The organism is Streptomyces akebiae (assembly GCF_019599145.1).
In the GTDB taxonomy this organism is placed as follows: Bacteria; Actinomycetota; Actinomycetes; order Streptomycetales; family Streptomycetaceae; genus Streptomyces; species Streptomyces akebiae.
This window is the reverse complement of record NZ_CP080647.1, coordinates 144062-169163: the sequence shown is the minus strand read 5'-3', so window position 1 is coordinate 169163 and position 25102 is coordinate 144062. Positions and strand designations below refer to the sequence as shown.

Below are 25102 nucleotides of genomic sequence, written 5' to 3'. Positions count from 1 at the left end.
CGGGCCGTGTCAGGCGGGGATCGGGCCGTGTCGTGCGGGAGATCGGGCCGGGCGGCGGCCGATGTCCGTGGGCGCCGCCCGGGGCGCGGTGGATCAGGCGTCGACCGAACGCGGATCCGCCGCGGCGGGAGCGTCTCCCGCCGGAACGCGGTCGTCAGCGGGGGAGGGGCCGGGCTCCGGGGAGGACAGGGCGAGCCAGGCGCCGTAGCCCCCGAGCAGGTCGGAGACGTCGGTGCGGCCCCGGTGGCGCAGCAGACTGGCGGCGATGGAGGAGCGGTGGCCGCCCGCGCAGTGGACGACCAGGGGCCGGTCGGCCGGGATCTCGTCGGCACGGTGGGCGAGTTCGGCCAGGGGGATGTGCAACGAGCCCTCGATGAAGCCCTCTTCGCGTTCTGCCGTGTTCCGCACGTCGAGCACCAGCGGCGGCTCCGGGCCGTCCAGCAGTCGGCGCAGCGCGTCGGCGGGCAGGCGGCTCGCCTGCCCCATCTCGTCGGCCAGGGCCGGGAAGGCTCCCTCGGGCTCCCGCAGATATCCGCCGACCCTGTCGAAGCCGATCCGGGCGAGCCGGGTGACGACTTCCTCCTCCCGGTCCTGCGGCGCGACCACCACGACCTCCTGCTCCGGTCCGACGACCATGCCGGCCTGTTCGGCGAAGCGGCCGTCGGCGGGCACGTTGACCGAACCGCGCAGGTGTCCGGGCGCGAAGTCCTGCGGCGAGCGGGCGTCGACCACGAGCGCGCCGGCCGCGCGTCGCCGCATGAACTCCTCGGCCGACAGCGGCCGCGGCACGGCGCTCGCGTCGAACAGGCCGTGTTCCTTGCGGTTGAGGATGGCGTCGTAGACGAAGTAGGCGGGGGCGGCGGGCTGCCCGGCCGTCACCAGCTCCACGAAGCTCTCCTCGCTCATCGGACGGCAGGCGTAGTTGGAGGCGCGCTGCTCGCCGATGGTGGACTGCCGCTGCGTGGAGAGGTTCTTGCCGCAGGCGGAGCCGGCGCCGTGGGCGGGGAAGACCCGGACCGCGTCCGGGAGGGCCATCAGCTTGTGCTGGACGGTGTCGTAGAGCATGCGGCCCAGTTCGTCGGCGGTCACGCCGATCGAGGCCAGCAGATCGGGGCGGCCGACGTCGCCGATGAACAGCGCGTCCCCGGTGAGCACCCCGTACGGCACGGCGTCGCCGGTGTGCTCGTACACCAGGACGCTGATGGATTCCGGGGTGTGGCCCGGGGTTTCGAGGATCCGCAGATGGACGTCGCCGAGGCTGATCCGCTCGCCGTCCGCGAGTTCGCGGATGGGGTACTCGGCCTCGGCGCGCCGTCCGTAGCCGATCCAGGCGCCGGTGCGGTCGGCCAGCTCCAGGTGACCGGCGAGGAAGTCGGCGTGGAAGTGGGTGTTGACGACGCCTTCGATGGTGAAGCCGTGTTTCTCCGCGTCGGCGAGGTACTCGGAGACATCGCGGCGCGGGTCGACGACGACGGCCCTGCCGGTGATCTCGTCGGCGATCATGTACGAGGCCTGGGAGAGGCAGTCGAGGTAGTACTGGGCGAAGAACATGGTGCGGAGACCTCCGTGTTCGGGAGCCGGGGTTGAATACCCCGGGGGGTATTGGGGGAGTAGGGCTCCGCCCCTGTCCGGGGCGGAGCGCGGGCCTGACCGGTACCGGGGCGAACCCGGGCCGGGTCCGGCCGGAGGGGTCAGAGGCGGCCGGTGAGCATGCCGCGCCAGTACGCCGGCGGGAGCACGAACCGTTTGAACAGCCACATGTCGCGGCGTTCCTTGAAGGTGTCGATCAGCGGGAACGTGGGTGTGGGCCGCAGGTCGTAGTCGAACTCGGCCAGCAGCATCCGGTCGTGCGCGGTGAGCAGCGGACAGGACGTGTAGCCGTCGTACCGGCGCGACGGAGGGCGGCCGTTCATGGTGTCGAGCAGGTTGGCGGCCACGACGGGCGCCTGTTTGCGTACGGCGGCACCGGTCTTGGAGGTGGGCAGGTTCGCGACGTCGCCGAGCGTGAAGACGGTGTCGTACGACGGGTGTTGGAGCGTGTGCGGGTCGGCGGCGACGAATCCCTGGGGGCTCTTCGGGTCGGCGAGCGGGCTCGTCCTGATCCAGCCGGGCGCGCTCTGCGGTGGCACGGCGTGCAGGAAGTCGTAGCCGATGCTCTCCTTCGTGCCGTCCGCGAGGCTGGTGACCGTGATCTCGCGGCGGTCGCCGTCGACGGCCGTCAGCTCCGAGCGGAGCCGTACCTCGATCCCGTACCGGGCCGCCACGCCCTCCAGCACCCGAGACCATTCGGGCACCTTGAACAGCGTCGGATCGGGGAGGACGAGGATGATCCGGATCCGGTCCAGGACCTTCCGTCTGCGCCAGTGGTCCGCCGCCAGATAGGCGATCTTCTGCGGCGCGCCACCGCACTTGAGCGGGCCGGACGGGTGGGTGAAGACGGCCGTGCCCGCACGCATGTTCCTGATCAGCTCCCAGGTGCGCGGGGCGTACTCGGGGGCGTAGTTGCTGCTCACCCGGTCCCGGCCGACCGCCTCGGCGAGGCCCGGTACACCGTCCCAGTCCAGTCGCAGCCCGGGCGCCAGGACCAGGTTCTCGTATCCGAGCTCGTCGCCTCCGGACAGGGTCACCGTGCGGGCGTCGGGGTCGACGGCCAGCGCGCGTCGGCGGAGCCAGTGCACGCCGTCGGGTATGACGGTTCCCTCGGGGCGGCGCGACGCGTGCAGCGGTGCCTGACCGCCGCCGACCAGCGTCCACAGTGGCTGGTACCAGTGGGTGTCGGACGGTTCGACCAGGGTGATGCCGGTGACTCCGGCGCGGCGCAGGCGGGCGGCGACGCTGACGCCCGCGCTCCCGCCGCCGATGACGGCGACACGGTGACGGCGAGCGGGCGGTGTGACAGGTGTCCCTCCAGGCGCGAGCGAGGCCGGGCGTTCGGGGGAGGGGTTGGCGGCCAAGGTGGAACTCCCTTCCGGTGGGCCGGTGCGCGGGTGTCGGTGCGGATCAGGCGGCGTCTTCGTGGGCACCGGCCACGACCGGGCGGCCGGCCCGGGCCCAGGCGCCGGTGCCGCCGGCCACGGAGCGGGCGTCGAGGCCGAAGGAGTTCATCCAGTCGGTGGCTGTCCTGCTGCGGTTGCCGCGGGCGCAGATCACGAACACCGCTTGTCCGGCGGGCAGTTCACCGCACCGTGTGGGCACGGAGCGCAACGGCATCAGCAGTGCGCCGGGCACGTGCCCGGCCGCGTACTCGTCCGCCTCCCGTACGTCGACCACGAGCGCGCCGTCGGCCCAGGCCGCCGCGAACGCTTCCTGTGTCACTTCGCGAGCCACTTCGTTGCCTCCTAAATTACCCCCGGGGGTATCTCTCCAGCGAGAGTACGACCGCTCGCGGAGAGGCGTCAAATACCCCCAGGGGTATTTGCCAGGGAGGCAACTCGCGCTGTGGCGTCAGGACGAGCCGAGTGCGCGGCGCGGCGCGGCCACCGTGAGGCTCACCGAGCCCAGCGGCAGCCCGCGCGCTCCGCGCGGGAAATGACCGGACGGCGGCCGGGCCTGGTTGCGAGCACCCAGGGCCCGGTGATGCTGGAGAGGTACGGTCGCATGCCCTCCGAGGCCCCCATGACCGCAAGTGACGGCAAGCTGCTCGCTGCTCCCGAGGACCCGTGGCCGCATGCCCGACGCCCCCCCACATCGTCAGCGATGTGATGACCTTCCCGGCGGTGGCCGTCCGTCGTGACACACCGTTCAAGGAGAACGTGCGGGCCATGACGGCTCGGCAGGTCAGTGCCGTGCCGGTGGTGGAGGGCGACGGCCGGGTCGTCGGTGTGGTGTCCGAGGCCGACCTGCTGCCCAAGGAGGAGTTCCGGGATCGCGACCTCACCCGGGCCGAGCAGCTCCAGCGCGTGTCGGACCTCGCCAAGGCGGCCGCGGTGACCGCGGAGGAGGTCATGAGCACGCCCGCGATCGTGGTGCGCCCGGACGTCACGCTGGGGCAGGCGGCCCGGAGCATGGCAGTGAACCGGTTCGAGCGCCTGCCGGTGATCGACGACGAGGGGCGGCTTCTCGGCGTCGTCAGCCGTGGTGACCTGTTGAAGGTCTTCCTGCGGTCGGACGAGGGCAACGAGGAGGAAGTGCGGCGCACGGTGGTGGCCTGCCTCTTCCCCGCGCTCACCCACACGATCCATGTGTCCGTGCACGACGGGGTCGTCACCCTCCGCGGAAGGGGCCGGGACCCCGCCCTGTGCTGGGTCGCCGAACGCCTGCCCCGCGCCGTGGAGGGCGTGGTGGACGTGCACGCCCGGCTCGGCGACACGGACGCCGGCCCCGGCCCGACGGAGGACGGTTGACCGGTTGAGCGGGGGCCTTTCGGTATCCCTGTCCGCGGTGGACGACGCTTCAGGGCACCGCCCGGCCGGTCCGGTGCCGCGTCACTCGTCCGCCGCCGTGATCCGACGACCGGTCAGGCTCACGGCCCGGATCGACACCCACATGTCCCGTGCGCCGCCGGGCCAGGGCGCCGTGTGCGCCTGCCCGGTGAGGCGGCGCACGGCGTCGGCCTCCGCGACGACGCCGGCGGGGCCGACGGCGAGGACGCTCCAGCCCTGGCTCAGCGGCTCGTCCACGTGGTCGACCTCGAAGGCGACCTCCGTTCCGACGGCCGCCGCCAGCAGCGAGTCGGGGGCGGTCCGGAAGACGATGGCGTCGTCGACGACCTCGTAGTTGACCGGGACGACCGCCGGGTGGCCGTCGGGTGCCGTCACCGCCACGCGTCCCACGCCGTGCGTGGACAGCAACGCGCGGCATTCGTCCGTGCCGAGGTCCCTCAGCCGCGGATGCAACGGTGCCTGCCCCTGGCCCGGCGGCAGGTCGACGCCTCCTCCGCGCAGAGCGGTGGCGGTGGTGCCCAGGGCGTCGGCCAGGCTGATGAGGGCCGCCTTGCTCGGGTCGGCGGGATATTCCTCCAGGTACGCCAGGTAGCCGGGCGACATCCGGGCGCGCCGGGCCGTCTCCTCGCGGCTGAGGCCCTGCCGCTGTCGCTCCGTGATCACGCGTCGGCCGATGTCACCGGGACCGAAGGGGTGCGCCGACGGCGCCTGTTCGGCGGCGGCCGGTCCGTCGCCCGCCGCGCGTGAGGAGGATCCGTGGGCCGTTCCGGGCGGGGTGTGTTCGAGATGGTTGACGTGGGCGTCGGGGCCGGGGAACACGAGCGTCACCTCGTTCGTGTCCGACCAGCGCACGTCGTAGGGCGGTGTTCCGTCCTCGTGGTGGAGTCCGACGATCTCGCCGTCCCGCCGAGTGGCGCCGGACATCGTGCTTTCGATGACGAGTTGGTCGCCGAGATGAGCTTCCATGGTGCCGCCCCTCTCCTCCGGGGTCGTCCTGCGTCCGATGCCGCGAGCCGGGGCCCGTTGCCACCGGGGCCGGGCCGACGGTGCACTGCCGTGGGCCCTCGGGCCCGCACGACCGGGCGCAACCGGTGATCTCGACGCGTCGTGCGTCCACGCCGGGCAGCTCCGGTTCCACCCGGTGGGCGTCCTCGGCGTCTCATGACGGTTTCCCTCCTCGGGGCGTCACAGGGGCCATCCGGTTTCCTGCGGTCTGCTCGGTCGCGCGGCTCCCACGCCTTCGATGTCACGCTCGGCGGCCCTGATCAGCTGCCGGGCGACGTTGTTCATGGCGCGGCCCGCCGCCAGCTCGTCGCCGATCTCCGGCACGTCGCTGTCCGCGGGATGACGGTGCGCCGCGCCGCGCCCGACGATCTTCGTGGCGCCGGTCTCCAGCACCAGATGGGCCTGCGTCGTTCCCTCGTCGTCCTCGAAGAGATGGAGACGAACCTTCCATTCCGACGTGTGCGCCATCGCGTTCCTCCTCATCCGGGCCCGGACCGATGCGCCGCGACCCTGGTCTCGACGCGGTGCCGGACCTGTGTGGTGAGTCCGGTCAGCCGCTCCGAGGACGCGGCACGGGGCGCGACCGGCGCTCTGATCCGCCGGGCCGACGACGGCAGCTCCGCGATGTCGTCGGCGCACCTCGCCCGGCACTCGTCGAGCGTGGCGGGCCTTCCCGTGCGCCGTCCGTTCCGCATCACCGTCTCCAGCAACGTCTCGGCGTCGTCCGGTGGCTCTTCGTCGGCGAGGCCGATCACATCGGCGCGGCCTCGTCGGCGGAACACCTGTTTGGCACCGGGGGCCGTCACCTTGGCGGACGACAGTTTCATCACCGCGCGGCCGTCGTACTCCACCATTTTGTACGCGGAGTCCAGATACGGCGCGTCCGCCGACACCCCGACGCGAGTGCCGACGGCGTAGGTGTCGATCGGTGCCCCGGAGCGCACCAGTTCGTCGACGGCGTACTCGTCGAGCCCGCCACTGACGACGATCCGCACCCCCGAGAGGCCCGCGTCGTCGAGGATCGACCGTGCCCGTACCGCGAGGTCCCCGAGGTCGCCGCTGTCCAGTCGTACGGCGCAGCCGGGTGCCCCTGCCGCGAGGTCCAGGTCGTGCAGGACACGCGCCGCGACCCGGACGCCCTCCTCGGTGTCGTAGGTGTCCACCAGCAGGGTCACCGGCCCGGGGTGGGCGCGGGCGAAGGCGCGGAAGGCGTCCTCCTCGGAGGCGAACGCCTCCACGAAGGAGTGGGCCATCGTCCCGACGGCGGGGATGCCGAGCGCCGTGGCCGCCGCCACGTTGCTGGTCCCGGCGAATCCGGCCAGCGCTCCGAGCCGGGCGGCCTGGAACCCGGCCTGCGGGCCGTGCGTGCGGCGCAGCGAGAAGTCCACGAGCGGCCGGCCGGCCGCCGCGAGCACGCACCGTGCGGCCTTGGAGGCGATGGTCGTCTGATGACTGAGCTGATTCAGCAGGTACGTCTCGACCAGCTGTGCCTCGGGCAGGGAGGCCGTCACCTCCAGCAGGGGTTCACCGGCGAACACGACCCGGCCCTCCGGCACCGCCCGTACCCGGCCGGTGAACTCCAGTCCGAGCAGGGGTTCCAGATCCCGGCGTGGCCGGTGCAACGCGGCGGCGAAGGCGTCGATGTCCTCGGGGCCCACATGGAATCCGGCCAGCTGGTCCAGTGCCGATTCCAGTCCGGCCGTGATCAGGAACCCGCGCTCCGGAGGAAGGTCACGGACGAAGAGGCTGAACGTCGCCGGGGCGGTCATCCCCTCCCGCAGGTAGGACATGGCCATCGTGACTTCGTACAGGTCGGTGGTCGTCGCGTCCGACATCCTCGCTGCCTCCTCCCGACCGCGCCGCGCCGTGCGCGTCCGGTCGCGTGCGTTCACCGACGGAAGCGTGCCGACCACAGCGGCTCCACCCGGTCCCATTCGGCGTCCCACCGCGCGTACCTTCCCCGGTCCAGCAGCAGACGCGTGCCCGACCGGACCGCGTAGCACCCGAAGGCCACGCCGAACGCCGCCATGCCGCCCGCGAGCCAGCCGCTGGCCTTCGCATTGAGCGAGTTCATCGGTGGAGTGGTGAGGTTTCCTGCGCGGTCCAGCCACACGCGCACCGCCGCCCCTTTGTCCGTCCCCGCCTTGACCAGGGCGTTTCCGGTGCGCACATCGCCGCCCTCGTCGGTCCAGCGGACCCGGGCGAGCTGCTTCGTCGCGTCGTTGTCGGGATCCAGGTCCTCTGCCAGCCGGGCGGTGATCTCGTGCCGTTCCGCCGTCTGGACCCGCACGGCCTTCATCGACGACGCGTACACCGTGGTCCCCGCGCCGTACGCGGCCAGCGGCAGCCCGAGGACGAGCACGACCAGCAGAACACGGCGCAGCCACGCCTCGAACCTGTCGGACGGACGGCTCAGGGGGTTCGCGCCCTTGGGCAGGTGCTCGTCGCGCGGGGAGGGCGGCCCCGGCGTGCACGGCGGTCCTTGTGCGGTCATGGATCGGCCTCCAGCGGCAAGCTGGTCGCTCCCCCGGTGTCGATACCAGCGTCGGACGGCGGCGGGTTCGGGCCATAGGGCCGAATGTCCCTGTTCTGAGGTATTCCGGCCGTGAGGGGCGAGCCGTCCGCGGCCTGGACCTTGGTCCACATGCGGGGCCGGGGGGATTGCGGTAGTTGTCGAAGGAGGGAACGCATGGAGCAGGCGGCCAGCCGCTCGGCATGCCGACGAAGTCCGGGCCAGGGGGCCATCGGGTGCGTTCGCCCTCACCCACCGGCGTATCCAGCTTCGTACGAGACGGAGGCCGCGCCATGGAACCTGTCGTCACCGTGGGCCTGGACGGTTCACCCACGAGCCTCGCCGCGGCCCGCTGGGCCGCCGAGGAGGCCGAGAAGCGCAAGCTCACCCTGCGGCTGCTGCACGCGTGGCCGCTGCTGGCACCCGAACCGGTCCGCGCCCCTTCCGAAGTCGACCAGAACTACTGGGCGAAGCGCCTGGTCCACACCGCGCAGGCAGAGCTGAGCACACGCCATCCGGGTCTGACCGTCGTCGGCAGCCTGATCGCGGACGACGCCCAGGAAGCTCTGCTCCGGGCCGCCTCGGAGTCCGAGATGCTGGTGCTCGGTTCGCGGGGGTTGGGCTCGGCCGAGAGCTATTTCATGGGCGACGTCAGCCTGCCGGTCGTCGCACGGGCCGAGCGGCCCGTGGTCCTGGTCCGCACGGGGGAGGACAAGGGCCACCCGGCCCCCACTCGGGCCGGCAGGGTCGTCGTGGCACTGGAGGCGCACGGATCCGGCGAGGAACTGCTCGACTTCGCGTTCCACAGCGCCGCGGCCCGCGACGTCCCCCTCCTCGCCGTCCGCGGCCGCAGCGTGCCGCTGCACGCGCGCCTGCCCTGGGGCGTGGACCACGACGTCACCGAGGAACTGACAAGGGAGGCGCGGGAGGAGCTGGGCAAGGCCCTGAAGCCCTGGCGCGAGAAGTACCCGCAGGTGGAGGTGGACGACAGCATCCGTCTCGAGAGCCCCGCCAAGGCCGTCGTACACGCCGCCGAGGGCGCCGCGTTGCTGGTCGTCGGACGGCGTGTGCACCGGCACGGCACGAACCACCATCTGGATCACGTGGCCCACGCGGCCATCCATCACGCACGCTGCCCCGTCGCCGTCGTCCCCCATGACTGAGCCCGGCGTCCCCGGGGAGCGGTCGCCACGCGCGGAGGTGGCCGAGACCCACACCGCGATCGTCTTCTTTGCGGGTGATCGCGCCTACAAGGTCAAGAAGGCGGTGGATCTGGGCTTTCTCGACTACACGGAACGGGCGGGCCGTCGGGCGGCCTGCGCACGCGAAGTGGCCCTCAACCGCCGCTTCGCACCGGATGTCTACCTGGGCGTCGGCGAAGTCGTCGGCCCCGCGGGCGAGCCGCCCGAACCTCTCGTGGTGATGCGCCGCATGCCGTCGGACCGCCGCCTGTCCGCGCTGGTGCGCGCGGGAGCCGACGTCGACGAGGTCCTGCGTGCCGTGGCCCGGCGCCTCGCCGCCTGGCACGCGGCGGCGCCCCACGGCCGCGACGTGGACGAGCAGGGCACCCGCGACGCGCTGGCGTCACGCTGGGAGGCGAGCTTCGCGCAGGTCCGTGCTTCGGTCGAGAGCGCTGCTTCGGCCGAGGGCGGTGCCGAGCCCGAGGGTGTGGCCGAGGCGGAATGGCTGGTGCGCCGGTATCTCGGCGGACGTGAGGCGTTGTTCGACTCCCGCATCGAACAACGGCGGGTGGTGGACGGCCACGGCGACCTGCTCGCCGAGGACATCTTCTGCCTCGACGACGGTCCCCGCGTCCTGGACTGCCTGGAGTTCGACGACCACCTCCGCTACGTGGACGGGCTCGACGACGCCGCGTTCCTCGCCATGGACCTGGAACAGCTCGGTGATCCGGAAGCGGCGGCCCGCTTCCTCGCCCGTTACGGCGAGTACTCCGCCGACCCCGCGCCGCCGTCCCTGTGGCACCACTACGTCGCCTATCGCGCGTTCGTCAGAGCCAAGGTGTCCCTCATCCAGGCGGACCAGGGAGCGCCGGGGGCCCGGTCGTCGGCGCGGCGGCTGATCTCGACGACCCTGCGCCACCTGCGCACCTCCGCCGTCGGCCTGACACTCGTCGGCGGGCTGCCCGGCAGCGGGAAGTCCACGCTCTCCGGCGCCCTGGCGGACCGACTGGGCGTCACTCTCCTCAGCAGCGACCGCCTCCGCAAGGAACTGGCGGGCATCCCGCCGGACAGGCCCGCGGCGGCCGCGATCGGGGAGGGGCTGTACACCGCGGAGTGGACGGCCCGGACCTACGACGCCCTCCTCGACCGCGCGGCGCTCCTCCTGTCGCGCGGTGAACCCGTGGTCCTGGACGCCACCTGGTCCACCGCGGAACTGCGTGCGGCGGCGCGGCGGGTGGCCGAGCGCACCAGCTCCGATCTCGTGGCCCTGCACTGCCAGGCACCGGACGAGGTCTCCGCGGCTCGCCTGAACACGCGTTCCCCCGGACCGTCCGACGCCGACCTGGGCGTCGCCACGGCCCTCGCGGCCCGGGAACCGCCCTGGCCCGACGCCGTCACGGTCGACACCGGCGGCCCTTTGGAGTCCGCCGTCTCCCGCGCACTGGCCGCCGTACGCCCCTGGGGGACGGACCAGGCCCCGGTCTTCCGCCGTCCCTACGTGGAGCAGCAGGACCAGGACTGACGCGCTGGAGCCGCGCGCCGTGGTCCCCGGAGAGGGGAACCGAGCCCTCCCCACGCGTCCACCGCGTCTGCCGCCCGGTGAACTGCACCGCGGGCGCCCCTTTGCCCCTTTGCCCAGCCAGGTCCTTTCGGCCCTCCCCATGCCCCCGCGCGGACGCGACAATCAGAGGATGGACGTCGGCGCGGGCCGGGTTCGGCTCCCCGGGTTCGGCTCACGGACCACGCCGACGCGCTCCGCGGGAGGCACGAGAGCCATGGCCGTCACCATCGCGCTGGCCGGAGACACCATGCTGGGCCGCGGGGTCGCCGAGGTACTGGCCCACCACAAGCCGCGTCCGCTCTTCACGCCGGCGGTGCACCGGGCGGTGGGCGACGCGGACCTGTTCCTGCTCAACCTCGAATGCTGCGTCTCCGACCGGGGCGCCCCCGTGGACCTGCCGGGCAAGGCGTTCTTCTTCCGCGCTCCACCCCGCGCCGTCGACGTACTGGCCGGTCTCGGCGTGGACGCGGTGTCCCTGGCCAACAACCACGCCCTCGACTACGGCCCCGACGCGCTCCTCGACACCCGTGACCTCCTGGGCCACGCGGGCATCCGCACGGCCGGGGCGGGAGCGACGGCCGGTGAGGCCCGCGCCCCGTTGATCATGGAGGCGGGAGGGCTGCGCCTCGGCCTCCTCGCGCTCACCGACCACCCCGCCGAGTACGCGGCGGCCACCGACCGGCCCGGGGTGGCCCACGCCGACCTGTGGAGCGAGGGGGTGCCGGACTGGCTCGTCGACGCCATCCGTACCCTGCACGGCGAAACCGACCTGGTCCTGGTCAGCGTGCACTGGGGCCCGAACATGACCACCCGCCCGGTTCCCCACGTGCGCCGCGCCGCCACCGCGCTCACCGCCGCCGGTGCCGACCTGGTCTTCGGCCACTCCGCGCACGTCTTCCACGGGTTCACCCGGCAGGTCCTCTTCGACCTGGGTGACTTCATCGACGACTACGCCGTCCATCCGGCCCTCCGCAACGACCTGGGCCTGCTGTGGCTCGTCACCCTCGACACGAGCGGTGTGCGGCGTACTGAGGCCGTTCCGATCGCCCTGGACTGCTGCCACACCCGCCTCGCCGACCAGGCCGAGTGCGTATGGATCACCGACCGCCTCACCGGCGTCTGCGCCGAACTGGGCACACACGTCACCGCGCCGGAGGGCCGTCCCGCAGTCGTCTGGCCTCGGTAGGTCAGGTGCCGCGCCGTCCGTCACCCGACATGGTCCGGTCCGGTCCGGCGGGCCCTGCGGTGGTTGGTCTGGAACAGTGGAAGTCGGTGGAGACGGCGCGGGACGGTCCCGCGCGCGGCCGCGGCGGGCGAAGGAGGACGCGATGAGCCGTCCTGTGCTGGCGGGTGTCGACGGATCCGAGCGCAGCATGGCCGCGGTCGGCTGGGCCGCGCGGGAAGCCGTCCTGCGCGGCGTGCCCCTGCGTCTCGTGCAGGCATCCCCGTCGCTTCCGGACAAGGTCGTCCCGGAACTCGCCGCGGAAATGCTGCACCGCGTGGGTGAGCGGGTGCTTCAGCGGGCGATCGCCGATCTGGGCGCCCGCTGTCCGGACCTGAAGGTGCTGGGGGAGCAGACCGCCGAGGCGCCGGCCGCGGCGCTCCTCGCGGCGGCGCGTGATGCCGCGCTCCTCGTGGTCGGCACGAGGGGCTCGGGCGGTTTCGACGGCCTCGCGGTCGGGTCGGTGGCGCTTCGTACGGCGGCGGCGGCCGTCTGTCCGGTCGTGCTGGTGCCCCCGCGGCCGGCGGGGGGCTTCGAGGCCGGGAAGGGGGCGGCTCGCCCGGCCCAGGTCGTGGTGGGGTTCGACTCCCATCGTCCCGTCGGCGAGGTGGCGGACTTCGCGTTCACGTCCGCCGAGACCCGAAAGGCGCAGCTGCACGCGGTGCAGGCCTGGGCACTGCCGGCCGAGTCCGTCTCCCCGCAGAGGCTGTTCGTGACCGAGGAGGACCGAGCCACCTGGGAGGACCAGGAGGTCCTGCGGGCGGCTGACGGCCTGCGCCCGTGGCGGGACCGGTACCCGGGCGTGACCGTCCGCACCGATGTCGTCCTGCTGCACCCGGCGCAGGCGCTGCTGAACGCCGCCCACGGGACGGATCTGCTGGTCGTGGGCCGCCGTGGTGATCCGCAGGCGGTCGAGGGCCGGCTGGGGCCGGTGACCCACGCCGTACTGCACCACACCCGGTGCCCGGTCGCGGTCGTACCGCACGTGGGATGACGGCGGAGGGGACGTGGTCGACAGGGCAGTGGATCACCCGAAGAACACCTCGAACTCCTCGTACAGCGACGGATCCACCAGCTTCGTCCCCCTCCTGGCCTCGGTGAGGGGAACACGCACGATCTCGGTCCCGCGAAGGGCCGTCATCATGCCGAAGTCGCCGTCCTTGACCGCGTCGACCGCGTGCAGCCCGAAACGAGTGGCGAGCCAGCGGTCGAAGGCGCTCGGAGTGCCTCCCCGCTGGATGTGACCGAGGACGGTGGTACGCGCCTCCGTCGAGGTACGCCCCTCGATCTCCTGGGCCAGCCACTCGCCGATGCCGGACAGCCGTACGTGACCGTACTCGTCCAGCGACCGGTCCTTGAGGACCATCTGCCCTTCCTTGGGCATGGCCCCTTCGGCGGCGACGACGATCGGCGCGTATCTGATCTTGAACCGGCTCTTCACCCACTCACAGACCTCATCGATGTCGAACGGCCGCTCGGGGACGAGGATCGCGTTGGCACCGCCCGCCACACCGGCGTGCAGGGCGATCCAGCCGGAGTGCCTCCCCATCACCTCCACCACCAGGGTGCGCATGTGCGACTCGGCGGTGGTGTGGAGGCGGTCGATGGCCTCCGTGGCGATGCCGACCGCCGTGTCGAAGCCGAAGGTGTAGTCGGTGCCGGCCACGTCGTTGTCGATGGTCTTCGGTACGCCGACGAGGTTGATCCCCTGACGGCTCAGCTCCGTGGCCGCACCGAGTGTGTCCTCGCCGCCGATGACGACGAGCGCGTCCACCTCGTGCGCGGCGAGGGTGTCCTGGATGCGCCGGACCCCGTCCTCGTGCTTCAACGGGTTGGTACGGGACGAGCCCAGGATGGTGCCTCCGCGCGGGAGGATTCCCCGTACGTCGGAGATTTCCAGCGGTACGACGTCGTCCTGGAGCGCGCCGCGCCAGCCGTCCCGGAGGCCGACGAAGTCGAAGGAGTACTCCTGAACGCCCTTGCGCACGACGCTGCGGATCACGGCGTTGAGGCCGGGACAGTCGCCGCCACCGGTCAACACTCCGACCTTCATGGCGTCCTCCCTTCTTTCTCGCACATGCCGCCTCCGCCCGGCTGCCGGCGGAGGCGGTCGGCTCGGGACGGGAGCCGGCTCACCCCAGCGGGTTCCCCGGCTGGTGGCGTGTGGGACGGGTCTGCGACCCACCTCCGCGGACGTGGCCTCCCACGCTTGCGTGACTCTCTTCCAGCATGGGCGACGACCGCCCCGTCGGCGACCCGCCCCGGGGTCCCGTCACGAAGGGCGGTCGGCCTGTGGCCGGAGCCTTTCGGGGCCGCTCACCCCGCGAGTACAGGCACACGGTGTACTCAGCCTGTCAGCAGGGCAGGCCGAGCCGACCGTCCACGACGACCGGCACAGACGCTGGTGTCTCGTCGGTGACCCGGGCGAACTCCAGGGCTGCAAGGGTGGCTCGCCGGTCCCTCCACGACGCGCCGGCGCGCTCGTCGCGGTTCAGCGCGCGGGGCCTCGCGAGTGGGGCGGGTCTCACGACCGTGGCTTCGTCCGGGGCGAGGCGGCTCGCAGGTCGGCGAGCAGTTCGGCCTGTCCGGCCAGCACGCCGGACAGGATGGTGCGGGCGACCCTGAGCAGTTCGGCGATGTGCGGGCTGGTCAGCGAGTAGTACACGGTCGAGCCCTCCTTGCGTGTCACCACCAGGTTCGCCCGACGCAGCACGGCGAGTTGCTGCGAAAGATGCGCCGGCTCGATTCCCACCTCGGGCAGCATCTCCGCCACGGCGTGCTCGCGGACGCTGAGCAGCTCCAGTACCCGGATGCGCGCGGGGTGGCCGAGCGTCTTGAAGAACTCGGCTTTCAGTTGGTACAGCGGGGTCGTCACCGTGCCGTCCCCTCCCCGGTGGCGCGGTACGGCCGTATCGGCCGCTCCGAGACGTGTCGCTTCCACCCACTCCTCACACACATGCGGTCCATCCTCGCTCGCGGCGGCGACAACACCGAATCCGCGCGCGAGAACCGAGCCGCCGACGATCGCACCACCGGCCGCGCGACCGTCACCGCCGTCAACTTCGCTGACCGGCAGGCCTGTTCGATCAGGGAGGGGCGCTCGCGCCGACGGACCGGGCGGTCGCGGCGGGCAGCTGCGACGAGAAGCGCGGCCACCGTGGCTCCGACAACGGGCCGACGCCGACCGGGGCCCTGTTCCGGGCGCCGGTCGGCGTCGAGCCCTGTCTCGCCGTGCGGATCAGGTCGGCTCCGGCAGAGTGCGCACGCTTCCCTCCATGTTCGCCTGTCCCGCCGGGGCCTTCTCGCCGGGCGCCCGGGGAACCAGTCCGATCAGTACGGCACCGATGACGGCGGGTACCGCGAGGGCGTAGAAGTTCCACTGGAACGCCAGCCCCGCCCCGATGATGATCCCGAGCAGCGGCGGGGCGAGCATCGAGCCGAGGCGGCCGAAGCCCAGCGTCCAGCCCAACGCCGTGGCGCCCATCCGTACGGGGTAGTACTTGGAGACGTACGCGAGGACGAACGTCTGCGTGCCCATGGCCCCCACACCCGCGAGCGCGACGGCCGCGTAGAGCACCGTCGTCGGCAGCCGCAGGCTGAGGAGCGTCACGGCGGCGCCTGCCAGCAGGCACGTCGTGACGATGATCGGCTTCGAGCCGAGCCGGTCGGCGGCCAGGGAGATGAGGAGCTGGCCCACGACGGCACCGAGGTTGAACATCAGCAGGAAGCCGAGGGCCGAACCGGAGGAGTAGCCGGCCCTGCGCATGATCTCCGGGAGCCAGGTGTTGTATCCGTAGATCATGAACAGGCACAGGCACGACATGGCCAGGAAGCACAGGGTCGCCACGATGTAGTCGCGTGAGAGCAGGGCCTTCACCGGCGACATGGTGTCCGTCCCGGCTCCGGTCGGCGCCTGCGCCGTTGCCGATGTCTCTTCGCGTGTGTCCCGGACGGGGACGTTCCAGCGCCGGGCCGTCCTCTCCGCCTCGGCGTGCCTGCCCTTCGCCCGGAGGAAGGCGATGGACTCCGGCAGGAACTTCAGCGCCACGGGCACGATCAGGACGAGGGGGAGCAGGCCGAGCAGGAACATCGCCTGCCAGCCGAACCGGGGTATCACGAACATCCCGGTGAAGGCGGCGATGATGCCTCCCACGGGGAAGCCGCTGAAGATGATGGCGAAGACCAGGTTGCGGGCCTTGGGGTGTGAGTATTCGCCGCTGAGGGCGGAGGCGGTCGGCAGTACGCCGCCGAGGCCGAGGCCGGCGAGGAACCGGAAGGCACCGAACATCTCGGGGGAGGTCGCGGTCGCGCACAGACCCGTCATCACGGAGAACCAGGTCAGGCAGCCGATCAGCATCTTGCGGCGGCCCAGGATGTCGGTGAGCGTGCCGACGGTGGTGGCTCCGACGAGCATCCCGATCAGGGCGAAGGAACCGATCAGGCCGGCACCGGCGGGCGTCAGACCCCACCCGTGTTCGTGGAGCAGGGACGGGATGACGGCGCCGTAGATGACCACGTCGTATCCGTCGGCGACGATGGCGAGTCCACAGATCGCGAGGACCAGCAAGGTCACCGGAGGCCAGGTGGCTTTGCCGCCACTTCCTTTGCGGCTCTCTTCCTGCATGGCAGTTCCTCTCACTGGGTTTGGTCGGGGTGGCTCTCCCGCACGGGAAGGCGGTGGGTGCAGGTTCGTCCGGCGGGAACACGCGCCGTGACGCGCGGACGTCCATGAGGCCGATGGCCTGTCTGCGTCGCCTGCGACCCTGCCTTGAACGCTAAGTGTGCACACTATTACGAGGCTGTAAAGAGGGGTGCGGCAAGATGTCGCGAAGATTGATGGAGTATGTCCGACTATGCGTGGCTCAACGCTTACTTGTGTATGCACATTGAGTCTTCGGGGGGCCGGCCCGCCGGGCCGGGAATGCCTCACGCCCTCGGGGTGCTCACGGGCGGCCCATCCGGACGGCGGTGGTAATCTTGCCATTAATCTTCTGATATGCCCGATTATTCGGTGAGGTCGGCCCCCACCGCGGCCCTCGCCGCACCGACTCGGGGGACAGGAGGCACGGTGACGGCTGAGAAGGCCGGCCCGTGAGCCGCACGGAGCAGCCCGAGCCGCCATCCTCCGGCGCCCCGGTGGCCACGGGCGATGACCTCTGGAGGGGTGGAGCGCGTGGCGCGGAGGCGCTTGCGCTCCTGCTCCCCCTGGCGACGACGTGCCTGGCCGGCCTGGGCGCCCTCGTGCACCGGTACGACCCGGCCGCGGGACGGCTGCGCCTGGCCGCGGCCAGTGGACTTGCCCGCGGCGGCGCGGCCGAGTGGGCGGATCTGGCCGACGACCGGGATGCGGCGCCCGCACTGGCCCTTCGGCGGGGTGACTTCGTCTTCGTCGCCGGGGACAGCCTCGGCACCGGGGCGGTCGGCACGGCTGCCGTGCCCCTCACCGGTGCCGAGGGGCCGCTCGGTGTGTTGTCCGTCCTCACGACGGGCCACGGGGAGCCGGACGAGGCACAGCGGTCCCTGCTGAACGCGTTGGCGGGCTGGACCGCCGCGCGCCTCGGCGGTGGGCCGGACACCTGGCCCGGCGCGGAGTCGCATGCCTCGCCCGTCGCGGAGCCGGTCACCGGGCCGGAACGCTCCGTACCCATGGGCGAGCTGACCGCCGCGCTCGCCGAGGCAGTCACCTCCCACGACGTGGTCGAGGCCGTCGCCCAGTTCGTCCTGCCTCCCTTCGGCGCCGACGGGCTCGTCTTCCAGACCCTGGAGGGCGGCCGGCTGCGTGTCGTCGGCTCCGCCGGATACCCGCAGGAGTTCCTCGGCCTGCTCGACGGGATGTCGCTCGCCGACCACGCCCCCATCCGCGACGTACTGGGCGCCCGGACTCCTCGGTTCATGGAATCGAGGGCGGAGGTCGCCCGCCGCTATCCGTCGATGAGGCGGGTGAACGAGGCGTCGCCGAAGCAGGCCGTGGCGTTCCTGCCCATGATCGCCTCCGGTCGTGCCATCGGCCTGTGCGTGGTGTCCTTCAGCGAGCCGAGGTCCTTCAGCGACGAGGAACGCGCCCTGCTGACGGCGTTGAGCGGTCTGGTCGGTCAGTCGCTGGAGCGCGCCCGCCTGTTCGACCTGGAGCACGACCGCGCCCGGGAGTTGCAGCGTGGTCTGCTGCCCAGGACGCTGCCGCGTCTGCCCGCAGCCAGCGCCGCGGCCCGGTACCTGCCCGCCGGCCGCGGCGAGGAGGTGGGCGGCGACTGGTACGACCTGATCCCGTTGTCCGCCGACCGGGTCGCCATGGTGATCGGCGACGTCATGGGGCACGGCATCGCCGAGGCCGCCACGATGGGCCGGCTGCGCACGGCCGTACGGACCCTCGCCGACCTGGAGATGCCGCCCGACGAACTGTTCAGCCGGCTCAACGACCTGGTCTCCGACCTCGGCGAGGACTTCTACGCCACCTGCCTCTACGCCGTCTTCGACCCCGTGGCCCGCACCTGTACGTACTCCCTGGCCGGGCATCCTCCGCCGGTCGTCGTCCACCCCGACGGCACCGTGCACAGTCCGGATGTCGCGCCCGACCCGCCGCTGGGCGCCGCGCAGCCGCCCTTCGAGACGCACCAGCTGCAGCTGCCCGACGAGAGTCTGCTCGTCCTGTGCACCGACGGACTCGTCGAATCCGCCGCCCGGGACACCGACCAGGGACTGGCGCAGCTGCGGCAGATCCTGCCGCGTGCCACGGCCGAGACCGCCTGCTTCGAGGCCACCGACGAGGACGGCGACATCCGATGCCTGGAGGAGTTGTGCGACTCGGTCGTGTCGGCTCTGCTGCCGGACCATGAGCAGACCACCGACGACGCCGGTCTGCTCATCGTGCACGCCCGGTGCACGGCGGCCCACGACGTCGCCTCCCTCGACCTCCCCGACGATCCCCGGGCAGCGGGCGTGGCCCGGCAGTACATCAGGGAACAGCTCGGCGCATGGGGGCTCGGTGACCTCGTGCTCAGCACCGAACTGCTGGTGAGCGAACTGATCGGCAACGTCGTCCGGCACGCCAGAGGCCCGATCCGGCTCCGCCTGCTGCGCAGCCGTTCCCTCACCTGCGAGGTCTACGACGGCAGCCTCACCACTCCCCGCATCCGCCACGCCGGCCACACCGACGAAGGCGGACGCGGTCTGCAGCTCGTCGCCGCGATGTCCCGACGCTGGGGCGCGCGCTACCTCCAGGACGGCAAGTGCATCTGGACGGAGCAGGACCTGCCACCCGCCGCCGATTCCGAGGGGAACACGCCCCGCGGATCGGCGACGAGTCGGTAACTGCGGCGGCCGGCATCGGCAGGTAGAGGGAGCGGCGTTCTGCGACCGATGTGCCCAGGGCGCCTGCCGGACCTGAGTCCGTTCAGGCGCCCTCCGGTGTGCGGCGGCGAGCAGCGACGGGCAGGCCTCCGGGTGTGCGGCTCCTTCCCGTGCTCGGAGTCGCCGGCCCGCGAGGCCCCCGCCCGCTATCCGTCCCAGTCCTCGGCGCGCAGGCTGAGTGCCACGCGCCCGAGGCTGTTGTCCTCCTCCATGTAGCGGTGGGCGTCGGCGGCCCGGGCGATGGGGAACGTGCGGTCCACGACGGCACGGAAGCCGTTCTCCACCTGTGTCCACAGTTCCGCCACCGCGGCCGGGTTGCCGGTGCGGACCCCGATGATGCGGTGGCAGTCGGAGTACACCCGGCGCAGGTCGATCTTGACCCGGCCACCGAGGAACGCGCCGGAGGTCACCACGGCACCGCCGCGGGTCAGCGAGTCGAGGGTGGCGTCCCAGACGGCCGGGTCGCCGAGGTTGTCGACGGCGATGTCGACGCCGCGGCCTCCTGTCGCCTCCCGGACCCGCTCCACCAGGTCCGGGGCGTTGGTGTCGAGCACGAGGTCGGCGCCCGCCGCGGCCATGGCGGCGCGCTTCTCGGGCGAGCGGGAGGTCGAGATGATCTTCGCGCCGAGGTGCTGGGCGTAGGCGGCAGTGGTGGAACCGAGGGCGGACGAGGCGCCCTGGACGAGGACCCAGTGTCCGGGGCGCAGCCCCGCCTGGGTCATCTGGTTGGCGGCGACCGGGCCGAGGAGGGCGAGCGAGGCGGCCATCGCGGCCGGAATGCCGTCCGGGACCTTGTGGACGTTGCGCGCCGGCACGGCACAGTACTGGGCGTAGGCGCCGGGCCGATGGGTGCCGATCACGGTCAGGGAGTCGCAGACCTCCTCGCGGCCTTCCGCGCAGTAGGCACAGGTGCCGCAGGCGACACCGGGCAGGACGGCCACGCGATCGCCGACCCGTACGGAGTCCACGCCCTCGCCCAGGGCGGCGACGGTGCCCGCGTGGTCCGCGCCCAGGATGTGGGGCGGCTCGATCGTGGCGTAGGGATGGTTGCCCGCGCGGGCGGTGAGGTCGAGCAGGCGTCCGATGCCGACCGCGGCGACCTGGACCAGGACCTCTCCGGGGCCCGGGCGGGGGGTGTCCACGACGGCCTGCTCCAGGACGTCGGGCGGTCCGAACCGGCGGAACAGCATGGCCTTCATGGTGGTGGGCACCGGCACCGGCAGCGCCTGCGGCCAGCCCAGCTCGGAAGCCGTCGGGGTGTTGCTCATGACGCCACCACCGTGTTCTCCAGGCGACCGATCCGTTCGATGTCGATGACTATGTCATCCCCGGCGGCCAGGAACTCCCCGCGCGGAACCCCGCAGCCCGCCGGTGTGCCGGTGAGGATGACGTCTCCGGGTTCCAGCCGGGTGATGCGGCTGGCCGCCGCGATCACCTCGGGGATCTTCACCATCATCTGCGCGGTGGAGGAGTCCTGCTTCAGCACGCCGTTGACACTGAGCTGGATCCTCAGGTTCTGGGGGTCGGTGATCTGCCAGGCGGGCACCAGCCCGGGGCCGAGCGGGCAGAAGCCGTCCTGTCCCTTGTGGCTGACCCAGTCGAAGGTGAACGGCTCGGCGACCGGCCTGTCGGACCTGATCCGGTCACGGGCGGAGATGTCGTTGGCCGCCAGGTAGCCGGCCACGTGGTCCATGGCCCGCTCCGACGTGAGGTCGCGACCGCCGCGGCCGATGACGACGGCCAGTTCGGCCTCCCAGTCGACGCGTGCGCCCGGGTAGGCGGGGAGCGGCACCACGTCCCCGGGGCCCGTCACCGTCGTCGTCGGCGGCTTGAGGAAGAAGAACGGATCTCCCAGCTCGTCGGGGCGTTCGCACCCCATCTCGGCGATGTGGTCCCAGTAGTTGGCGCCCGCGCAGAGCACCTTGCCGGGATACGTCAGCGGCGGCGCGAGCCGGGCGCCGACGACGGCATCGGACGCCGTCGGCGTCCAGTCACGCAGGAGCGGCGCGAGCGACTCCCATCGGCCCAGCACCTCCATCAGGGTGAGGCCTTCGGTCCCGGGTGGGCCCGGGACCACGGTTTCGTCGGTGTACGCACCGACGGTGACCTTCTCCGAGTCGGCGACCCGGTACTGCACCAGCGACCATTCAGGCGGTGTCATGTTTCCTCCGGCAAAGCGGCTCTCTGAAGCAGCAGCACCATAGTGCATACACATTGAGAGAGGAAGGGTCTGCTCCCGGGTGTGGTGACAGAGTCCGGAGCTGATCGGATGGCGTGGACATTGCTAGTCGGAACGGTCATTCCGCAGGAAAAGTTCAGTTGAGGTCTGGACGCGGGACCCACTAGGTGTACACACTTAAATCGGTGACCGTGTGGGACGCGGTCACCGGAACCATGAGGAGTGCACATGTTGCGTGTCAAAGGTCTCCTGCACTACGGACTCCAGGTCCCGTCGCTCGACAAGGGCGCGGACTTCTACGGCGCGTTCGGGCTTCGGACGGCGGAGCGCGGCAACGCGGTGGTGATCCGCTGCGACGGCCGGGAGCAGGACCAGACGGTGCTGACGGAGGGGCCGGTCAAGCGGCTGCACCACGTGGCGTTCGCGGCGGACCCGGACTCGCTGCCCGACTGGCAGCGCCATCTGGAGGGCCTGGGGCTGAAGCTGCTGGACGCGCCGAAGGAGGTGCCCGGGGGCCTGTGGTTCCGCGACCACGAGGGAAACCTGGTCAACCTCCGGGACGAGGGGATCGCCCCCTGGCGAGAGTTCGGTACCACGGACGCCCAGGACGCCAACGTCGGCGACCGGGTCCGGCGCATCGACCGCGCCCGCTGGCTGACCGCGACGGAGCAGACCCGCCCCCAGCGTCTCGGCCACATGCTGATCTTCAGCTCCGATGTGAGCGCCTCCGAGGCCTTCTACACCCGCACGCTCGGACTGCGCCTGTCCGACCGCATCGTGGGCGGGCCCGTCTTCATGAACTCCGGGCCGGGTGACCACCATGTCTTCGGCTTCGTCCCGGGGGAGTACCCCGGCCTGCACCACTCCAGCTGGATGGTGTCCGACATCGACCAGATCGCCAGGGGCGCACAGGGCATGGCCTCCGTGGGTTACGCGAAGGGCTGGGGCCTGGGCCGACACACCCTCGGCTCGAACCTCTTCCACTACATCCAGGACCCCTGGGGCAGCTGGATCGAGTACTCCAGCGACATGGACTGCATCACCGAGAACTGGCAGCCGAACGACTGGGAGGACCTCCCGGCCGCCATCTGGAGCCCCGAGGTGCCGGCCGACTTCATCACGAACCAGGAGGAGAAGCCCGCCTGACCGTCGGCGTCGGCCCACGACACGAAGGAACCACCCCATGTACGAAGAAGGGGACCACCCCATGCAGGAAGGCTCGTCATGCCTCCCGCGCTGAGCGCACTCCGTCCGCCCGGCGGGTCCACCCGACACCTGACGGTGGGTGTCTTCCCCGGCGCCGGCACCGTGCACCTCCACCACGCCCTCCACCGCGGACACTTCCGGCAGGCAGGGCTGGAAGTGACCCTGGTGCCGGTCGTCTCCTCCGACCAGCAGCTGGCCGGCTGGAACGACGACGACTTCGACCTCATGCACACCTCTCCCGACCACCTGCTGCGCGGCCTGCTGAAGCGGGATCCGGTGGCCCTCCGGGCCGAGGGCATGGGCGAACTGGCGGTGCACCGGCGTCCCGGAGCACCGCAGCCGACGGACCGCTGGGCGGTCGACAACGCGCACAGCGCCTTCGCGTTCGTGCTGCGCGCCGTGCTCGCCGACGTCGCCGACTCCCCGGTGGCCGATGACCAACTCGTCCCCGTCGGGGGTACGTTGCAGAGGTTCCGGGCCCTGCTGACCGACGCCGTGGACGGGACCACACTGCACCCGCCGTTCGACGTCCTGGCCGCCGAGCAGGGGTTCCCCCGCGTAGGCGGCCACCTCCAGGTCGCACCCGACCTCATCACCAACGTGGTGGTCGCCCCGCGAGAGACCGCCACCGCGTGGTACACCCGGGCCTATGCCGAGGTCTGCCGCAGGAGCACCGAGGAGTTGCTGGCCTCCGGTGAACCGGGCATCGAGGCCGCCCTGCTGCGACAGGGCCTGCCCGAAACCGTCGTGCGGGCCGCGCTCCCCGGCCTCCTGGGGCCCGCCGGCCTGGCGACTCCACCCGAGGTGACCCCGCGCGGCATGGAGGCGGTGGCCGACCTGCGTCGCCGCTTCACCTCCGACTGGCGACCCGCAGGCCCGCTCACGTCCCTGATCGGCCCGCAGGACGCGGACACGAACGCACACCAGCCGACCGTGGGACAGGCCTGACCTCGACAGTCGCCGCGCGCCATGGATCGGGACCCAGGTCGCCGAGACCCCACAGGTGGATACAGTCACACCCCGTCCGATCCTGAACGGAACCACGTGGGCGAGCCACAGTCGCGTAGTTGAGGTGGCCTGCCGCTTCGTCTGCATACACCCTGGGTAGACTGTCGGCGTGAGCAGGAGCAGAAACGAGTCCCCCGAGGACCAGCAGCCGGTCGACGAGGCGAACGACGGACAGGCCCGATCCGTGCCGTCGGGCGGAAGCCCCGCGGCCGCCGCGGGCGGCCGCCGCCTGGCTCTCGATGTGCACGGCCGGCTGCGCGCCATGATCCTCAACGGCGAACTGCCTCCGGGGTCGGTACTGCTCCAGGCCGAGATGGCCCGGAAACTGGGCGTCAGCCGTACGCCCATGCGCGAGGCGTTCCGGCTGCTCCAGGAAGAGGGGCTCATCGACGCCCGGCCCGACCAGCGAGCCCGGGTGCGGGCGGTGGACCCCGAGGACCTGGACGCCGTCTACGGCGCTCGCATCATGCTCGAAACGCTCGCCGTCAGCATGACGGCCAAGTCGTTCACGGCCGTGGACATCGAGCGCATGAGTGACGCCCTGAAGCGGATGCAGGGGGTGACCGTCGACGAAGATCCGGACGAGTGGCACGCGGCGCACCACGAGTTCCACGGCATCGCCACCCAGGCGGTGGGGCCCCACCTGCAGCGCATGCTCGCGTCGCTCGGCGAGCACAGCGAGCGTTACATCCGCCTGGCTCAACTGGGCGCGCCCACTACCTGGGGCAAGGCGTACGCCGAGCACGAAGCGCTCCTGGAGGCACTGCGCCAGAGCGACCCGGCCGAAGCGGCACGCGTGGTCGCCCGTCATCTGGCACGCACCGCGCTGAGCGTCCTGGCGGACATCGCCCCCGAGTACGAACCCGCCGCCACCCGGACGGCCCTGGGCATCGCGGCGAACGGCCAGTCCTGACGGGGCCCGGCCCCGCAGCGCGCGAGTGGGGCACGGGCGCGGGGCGACCGCGGATTCGATCAGCTGGGCGCCACGCTGGTCGGCGCGTGCAACGGCAGTTCCACTGGCCGCCGGCAGCCTGGGCGGTGGCGAGTTCGTCGACGCCGACGAACTCACGCGCCTGTCCGACCGTGGCGAGAGCCTTGCCGCACGCTGTGAGCGCTTCCTGCGTCAGTTCACCCGACTGAACGGCTGGCCCCGGGATGTACGGCTGCCACTCCACGCGGACCGGGAACGCCACCGGGATAAAGTTCGGCATATGAGCATGAACGAGGACATGGGTGCCGACCGTGACAGCACTCCTGCTCGGGACCCGGATGCGGGCGACCCGGCCGACGACGCCGAGCGCCGGGCCGCGGAGAAGTACATCGATGATCTGCTGGCGCGGGGAGAAGCGGTGTACGAGGGCGAGGAGCCGACGCCCGGTACGACGCACGTCGTCAGGCGCGAGGACGACGGACGGCTCACCGTCCGTCGTCTGCGCTTCCGCGGCTGACAGTCTGCCTGCCCCGACCGTCCGCCTGACCGGTCGACTGTCGACCTTGCG

General features: G+C 71.8%; 22 protein-coding genes. 10 read left to right on the top strand and 12 right to left on the bottom strand.

Going from position 1 to position 25102, the window contains the following annotated elements:
* Nucleotides 1-93: 93 nt before the first annotated feature.
* From K1J60_RS00815 to K1J60_RS00805, 3 genes are all read right to left on the bottom strand, one after another.
* Nucleotides 94-1551, bottom strand: coding sequence for an MBL fold metallo-hydrolase (locus K1J60_RS00815; RefSeq protein WP_259407496.1), 1458 nt, complete (start codon nt 1549-1551; stop codon nt 94-96).
* 140 nt (nt 1552-1691) lie between these two features.
* Nucleotides 1692-2954 (bottom strand): NAD(P)/FAD-dependent oxidoreductase, encoded by a 1263-nt coding sequence (locus K1J60_RS00810; RefSeq protein ID WP_220644417.1) that lies wholly within the window; start codon nt 2952-2954, stop codon nt 1692-1694.
* Nucleotides 2955-3000: 46 nt separating this feature from the next.
* Nucleotides 3001-3327 (bottom strand): rhodanese-like domain-containing protein, encoded by a 327-nt coding sequence (locus K1J60_RS00805; protein WP_220644416.1) that lies wholly within the window; start codon nt 3325-3327, stop codon nt 3001-3003.
* Between the two features lie 374 nt (nt 3328-3701).
* On the opposite strand from K1J60_RS00805, the gene K1J60_RS00800 reads away from it, so the two are divergent.
* Complete coding sequence (locus K1J60_RS00800; protein WP_220644415.1) at nt 3702-4343, top strand: CBS domain-containing protein; 642 nt, start codon at nt 3702-3704, stop codon at nt 4341-4343.
* Nucleotides 4344-4424: 81 nt separating this feature from the next.
* On the opposite strand, the gene K1J60_RS00795 is transcribed toward K1J60_RS00800, so the two are convergent.
* The 4 genes from K1J60_RS00795 to K1J60_RS00780 all read right to left on the bottom strand — a co-directional run bounded on the left by K1J60_RS00795 (nt 4425) and on the right by K1J60_RS00780 (nt 7881).
* A complete protein-coding gene (locus K1J60_RS00795) occupies nt 4425-5348 on the bottom strand; it encodes a DUF1918 domain-containing protein (RefSeq protein ID WP_220644414.1) in 924 nt (307 codons plus the stop codon).
* A 219-nt stretch (nt 5349-5567) separates the two neighbouring features.
* On the bottom strand, nt 5568-5855 hold the full coding sequence (locus tag K1J60_RS00790) for a DUF1876 domain-containing protein (RefSeq protein ID WP_220644413.1): 288 nt from the start codon (nt 5853-5855) through the stop codon (nt 5568-5570).
* Between the two features lie 11 nt (nt 5856-5866).
* Nucleotides 5867-7222 carry a nicotinate phosphoribosyltransferase gene (locus K1J60_RS00785; protein WP_220644412.1) on the bottom strand — a complete coding sequence of 452 codons (1356 nt, stop codon included), beginning with the start codon at nt 7220-7222 and terminating at the stop codon, nt 5867-5869.
* Between the two features lie 53 nt (nt 7223-7275).
* Nucleotides 7276-7881 (bottom strand): Rv1733c family protein, encoded by a 606-nt coding sequence (locus K1J60_RS00780; protein ID WP_220644411.1) that lies wholly within the window; start codon nt 7879-7881, stop codon nt 7276-7278.
* 311 nt (nt 7882-8192) lie between these two features.
* On the opposite strand from K1J60_RS00780, the gene K1J60_RS00775 reads away from it, so the two are divergent.
* The 4 genes from K1J60_RS00775 (at nt 8193) to K1J60_RS00760 (ending at nt 12857) form a co-directional block, all read left to right on the top strand.
* A complete protein-coding gene (locus K1J60_RS00775; RefSeq protein ID WP_220644410.1) occupies nt 8193-9062 on the top strand; it encodes a universal stress protein in 870 nt (289 codons plus the stop codon).
* Nucleotides 9055-10602 (top strand): bifunctional aminoglycoside phosphotransferase/ATP-binding protein, encoded by a 1548-nt coding sequence (locus K1J60_RS00770; RefSeq protein ID WP_259407495.1) that lies wholly within the window; start codon nt 9055-9057, stop codon nt 10600-10602. Before K1J60_RS00775 ends, K1J60_RS00770 begins: the two co-directional genes overlap by 8 nt.
* 253 nt (nt 10603-10855) lie before the next feature.
* Nucleotides 10856-11827: a CapA family protein gene (locus tag K1J60_RS00765; protein ID WP_220644409.1), complete on the top strand. Its 972-nt coding sequence runs from the start codon at nt 10856-10858 to the stop codon at nt 11825-11827.
* Between the two features lie 142 nt (nt 11828-11969).
* Nucleotides 11970-12857, top strand: a complete 888-nt coding sequence (locus K1J60_RS00760) for a universal stress protein (RefSeq protein ID WP_220644408.1) — start codon at nt 11970-11972, stop codon at nt 12855-12857.
* A gap of 33 nt (nt 12858-12890) precedes the next feature.
* Here the strand turns inward: K1J60_RS00760 and K1J60_RS00755 are convergent, their stop codons facing one another.
* The 3 genes from K1J60_RS00755 to K1J60_RS00745 form a co-directional block, all read right to left on the bottom strand.
* Nucleotides 12891-13916: a 6-phosphofructokinase gene (locus K1J60_RS00755; RefSeq protein ID WP_220644407.1), complete on the bottom strand. Its 1026-nt coding sequence runs from the start codon at nt 13914-13916 to the stop codon at nt 12891-12893.
* 471 nt (nt 13917-14387) lie between these two features.
* Nucleotides 14388-14738, bottom strand: a complete 351-nt coding sequence (locus K1J60_RS00750; protein ID WP_220651205.1) for an ArsR/SmtB family transcription factor — start codon at nt 14736-14738, stop codon at nt 14388-14390.
* A gap of 363 nt (nt 14739-15101) precedes the next feature.
* Entirely contained in the window at nt 15102-16487 is a 1386-nt protein-coding gene (locus K1J60_RS00745) for an MFS transporter (RefSeq protein WP_220644406.1), read from the bottom strand.
* A gap of 467 nt (nt 16488-16954) precedes the next feature.
* On the opposite strand from K1J60_RS00745, the gene K1J60_RS00740 reads away from it, so the two are divergent.
* Complete coding sequence (locus K1J60_RS00740; protein ID WP_259407494.1) at nt 16955-19171, top strand: ATP-binding SpoIIE family protein phosphatase; 2217 nt, start codon at nt 16955-16957, stop codon at nt 19169-19171.
* 185 nt (nt 19172-19356) lie between these two features.
* On the opposite strand, the gene K1J60_RS00735 is transcribed toward K1J60_RS00740, so the two are convergent.
* Nucleotides 19357-20478, bottom strand: a complete 1122-nt coding sequence (locus tag K1J60_RS00735) for an alcohol dehydrogenase catalytic domain-containing protein (protein ID WP_220644405.1) — start codon at nt 20476-20478, stop codon at nt 19357-19359.
* Nucleotides 20475-21371, bottom strand: coding sequence for a fumarylacetoacetate hydrolase family protein (locus K1J60_RS00730; protein WP_220644404.1), 897 nt, complete (start codon nt 21369-21371; stop codon nt 20475-20477). Before K1J60_RS00730 ends, K1J60_RS00735 begins: the two co-directional genes overlap by 4 nt.
* Nucleotides 21372-21617: 246 nt before the next feature.
* On the opposite strand from K1J60_RS00730, the gene K1J60_RS00725 reads away from it, so the two are divergent.
* The 4 genes from K1J60_RS00725 to K1J60_RS00710 all read left to right on the top strand — a co-directional run bounded on the left by K1J60_RS00725 (nt 21618) and on the right by K1J60_RS00710 (nt 25051).
* A complete protein-coding gene (locus K1J60_RS00725; RefSeq protein WP_220644403.1) occupies nt 21618-22535 on the top strand; it encodes a VOC family protein in 918 nt (305 codons plus the stop codon).
* 78 nt (nt 22536-22613) lie between these two features.
* Nucleotides 22614-23543: an ABC transporter substrate-binding protein gene (locus tag K1J60_RS00720; RefSeq protein WP_220644402.1), complete on the top strand. Its 930-nt coding sequence runs from the start codon at nt 22614-22616 to the stop codon at nt 23541-23543.
* A gap of 169 nt (nt 23544-23712) precedes the next feature.
* The gene (locus K1J60_RS00715) at nt 23713-24516 is read left to right on the top strand and encodes a GntR family transcriptional regulator (RefSeq protein ID WP_220644401.1); all 804 of its coding nucleotides are present in this window, start codon (nt 23713-23715) and stop codon (nt 24514-24516) included.
* A 298-nt stretch (nt 24517-24814) separates the two neighbouring features.
* Complete coding sequence (locus tag K1J60_RS00710) at nt 24815-25051, top strand: hypothetical protein (protein ID WP_259407493.1); 237 nt, start codon at nt 24815-24817, stop codon at nt 25049-25051.
* Nucleotides 25052-25102 lie beyond the last annotated feature (51 nt).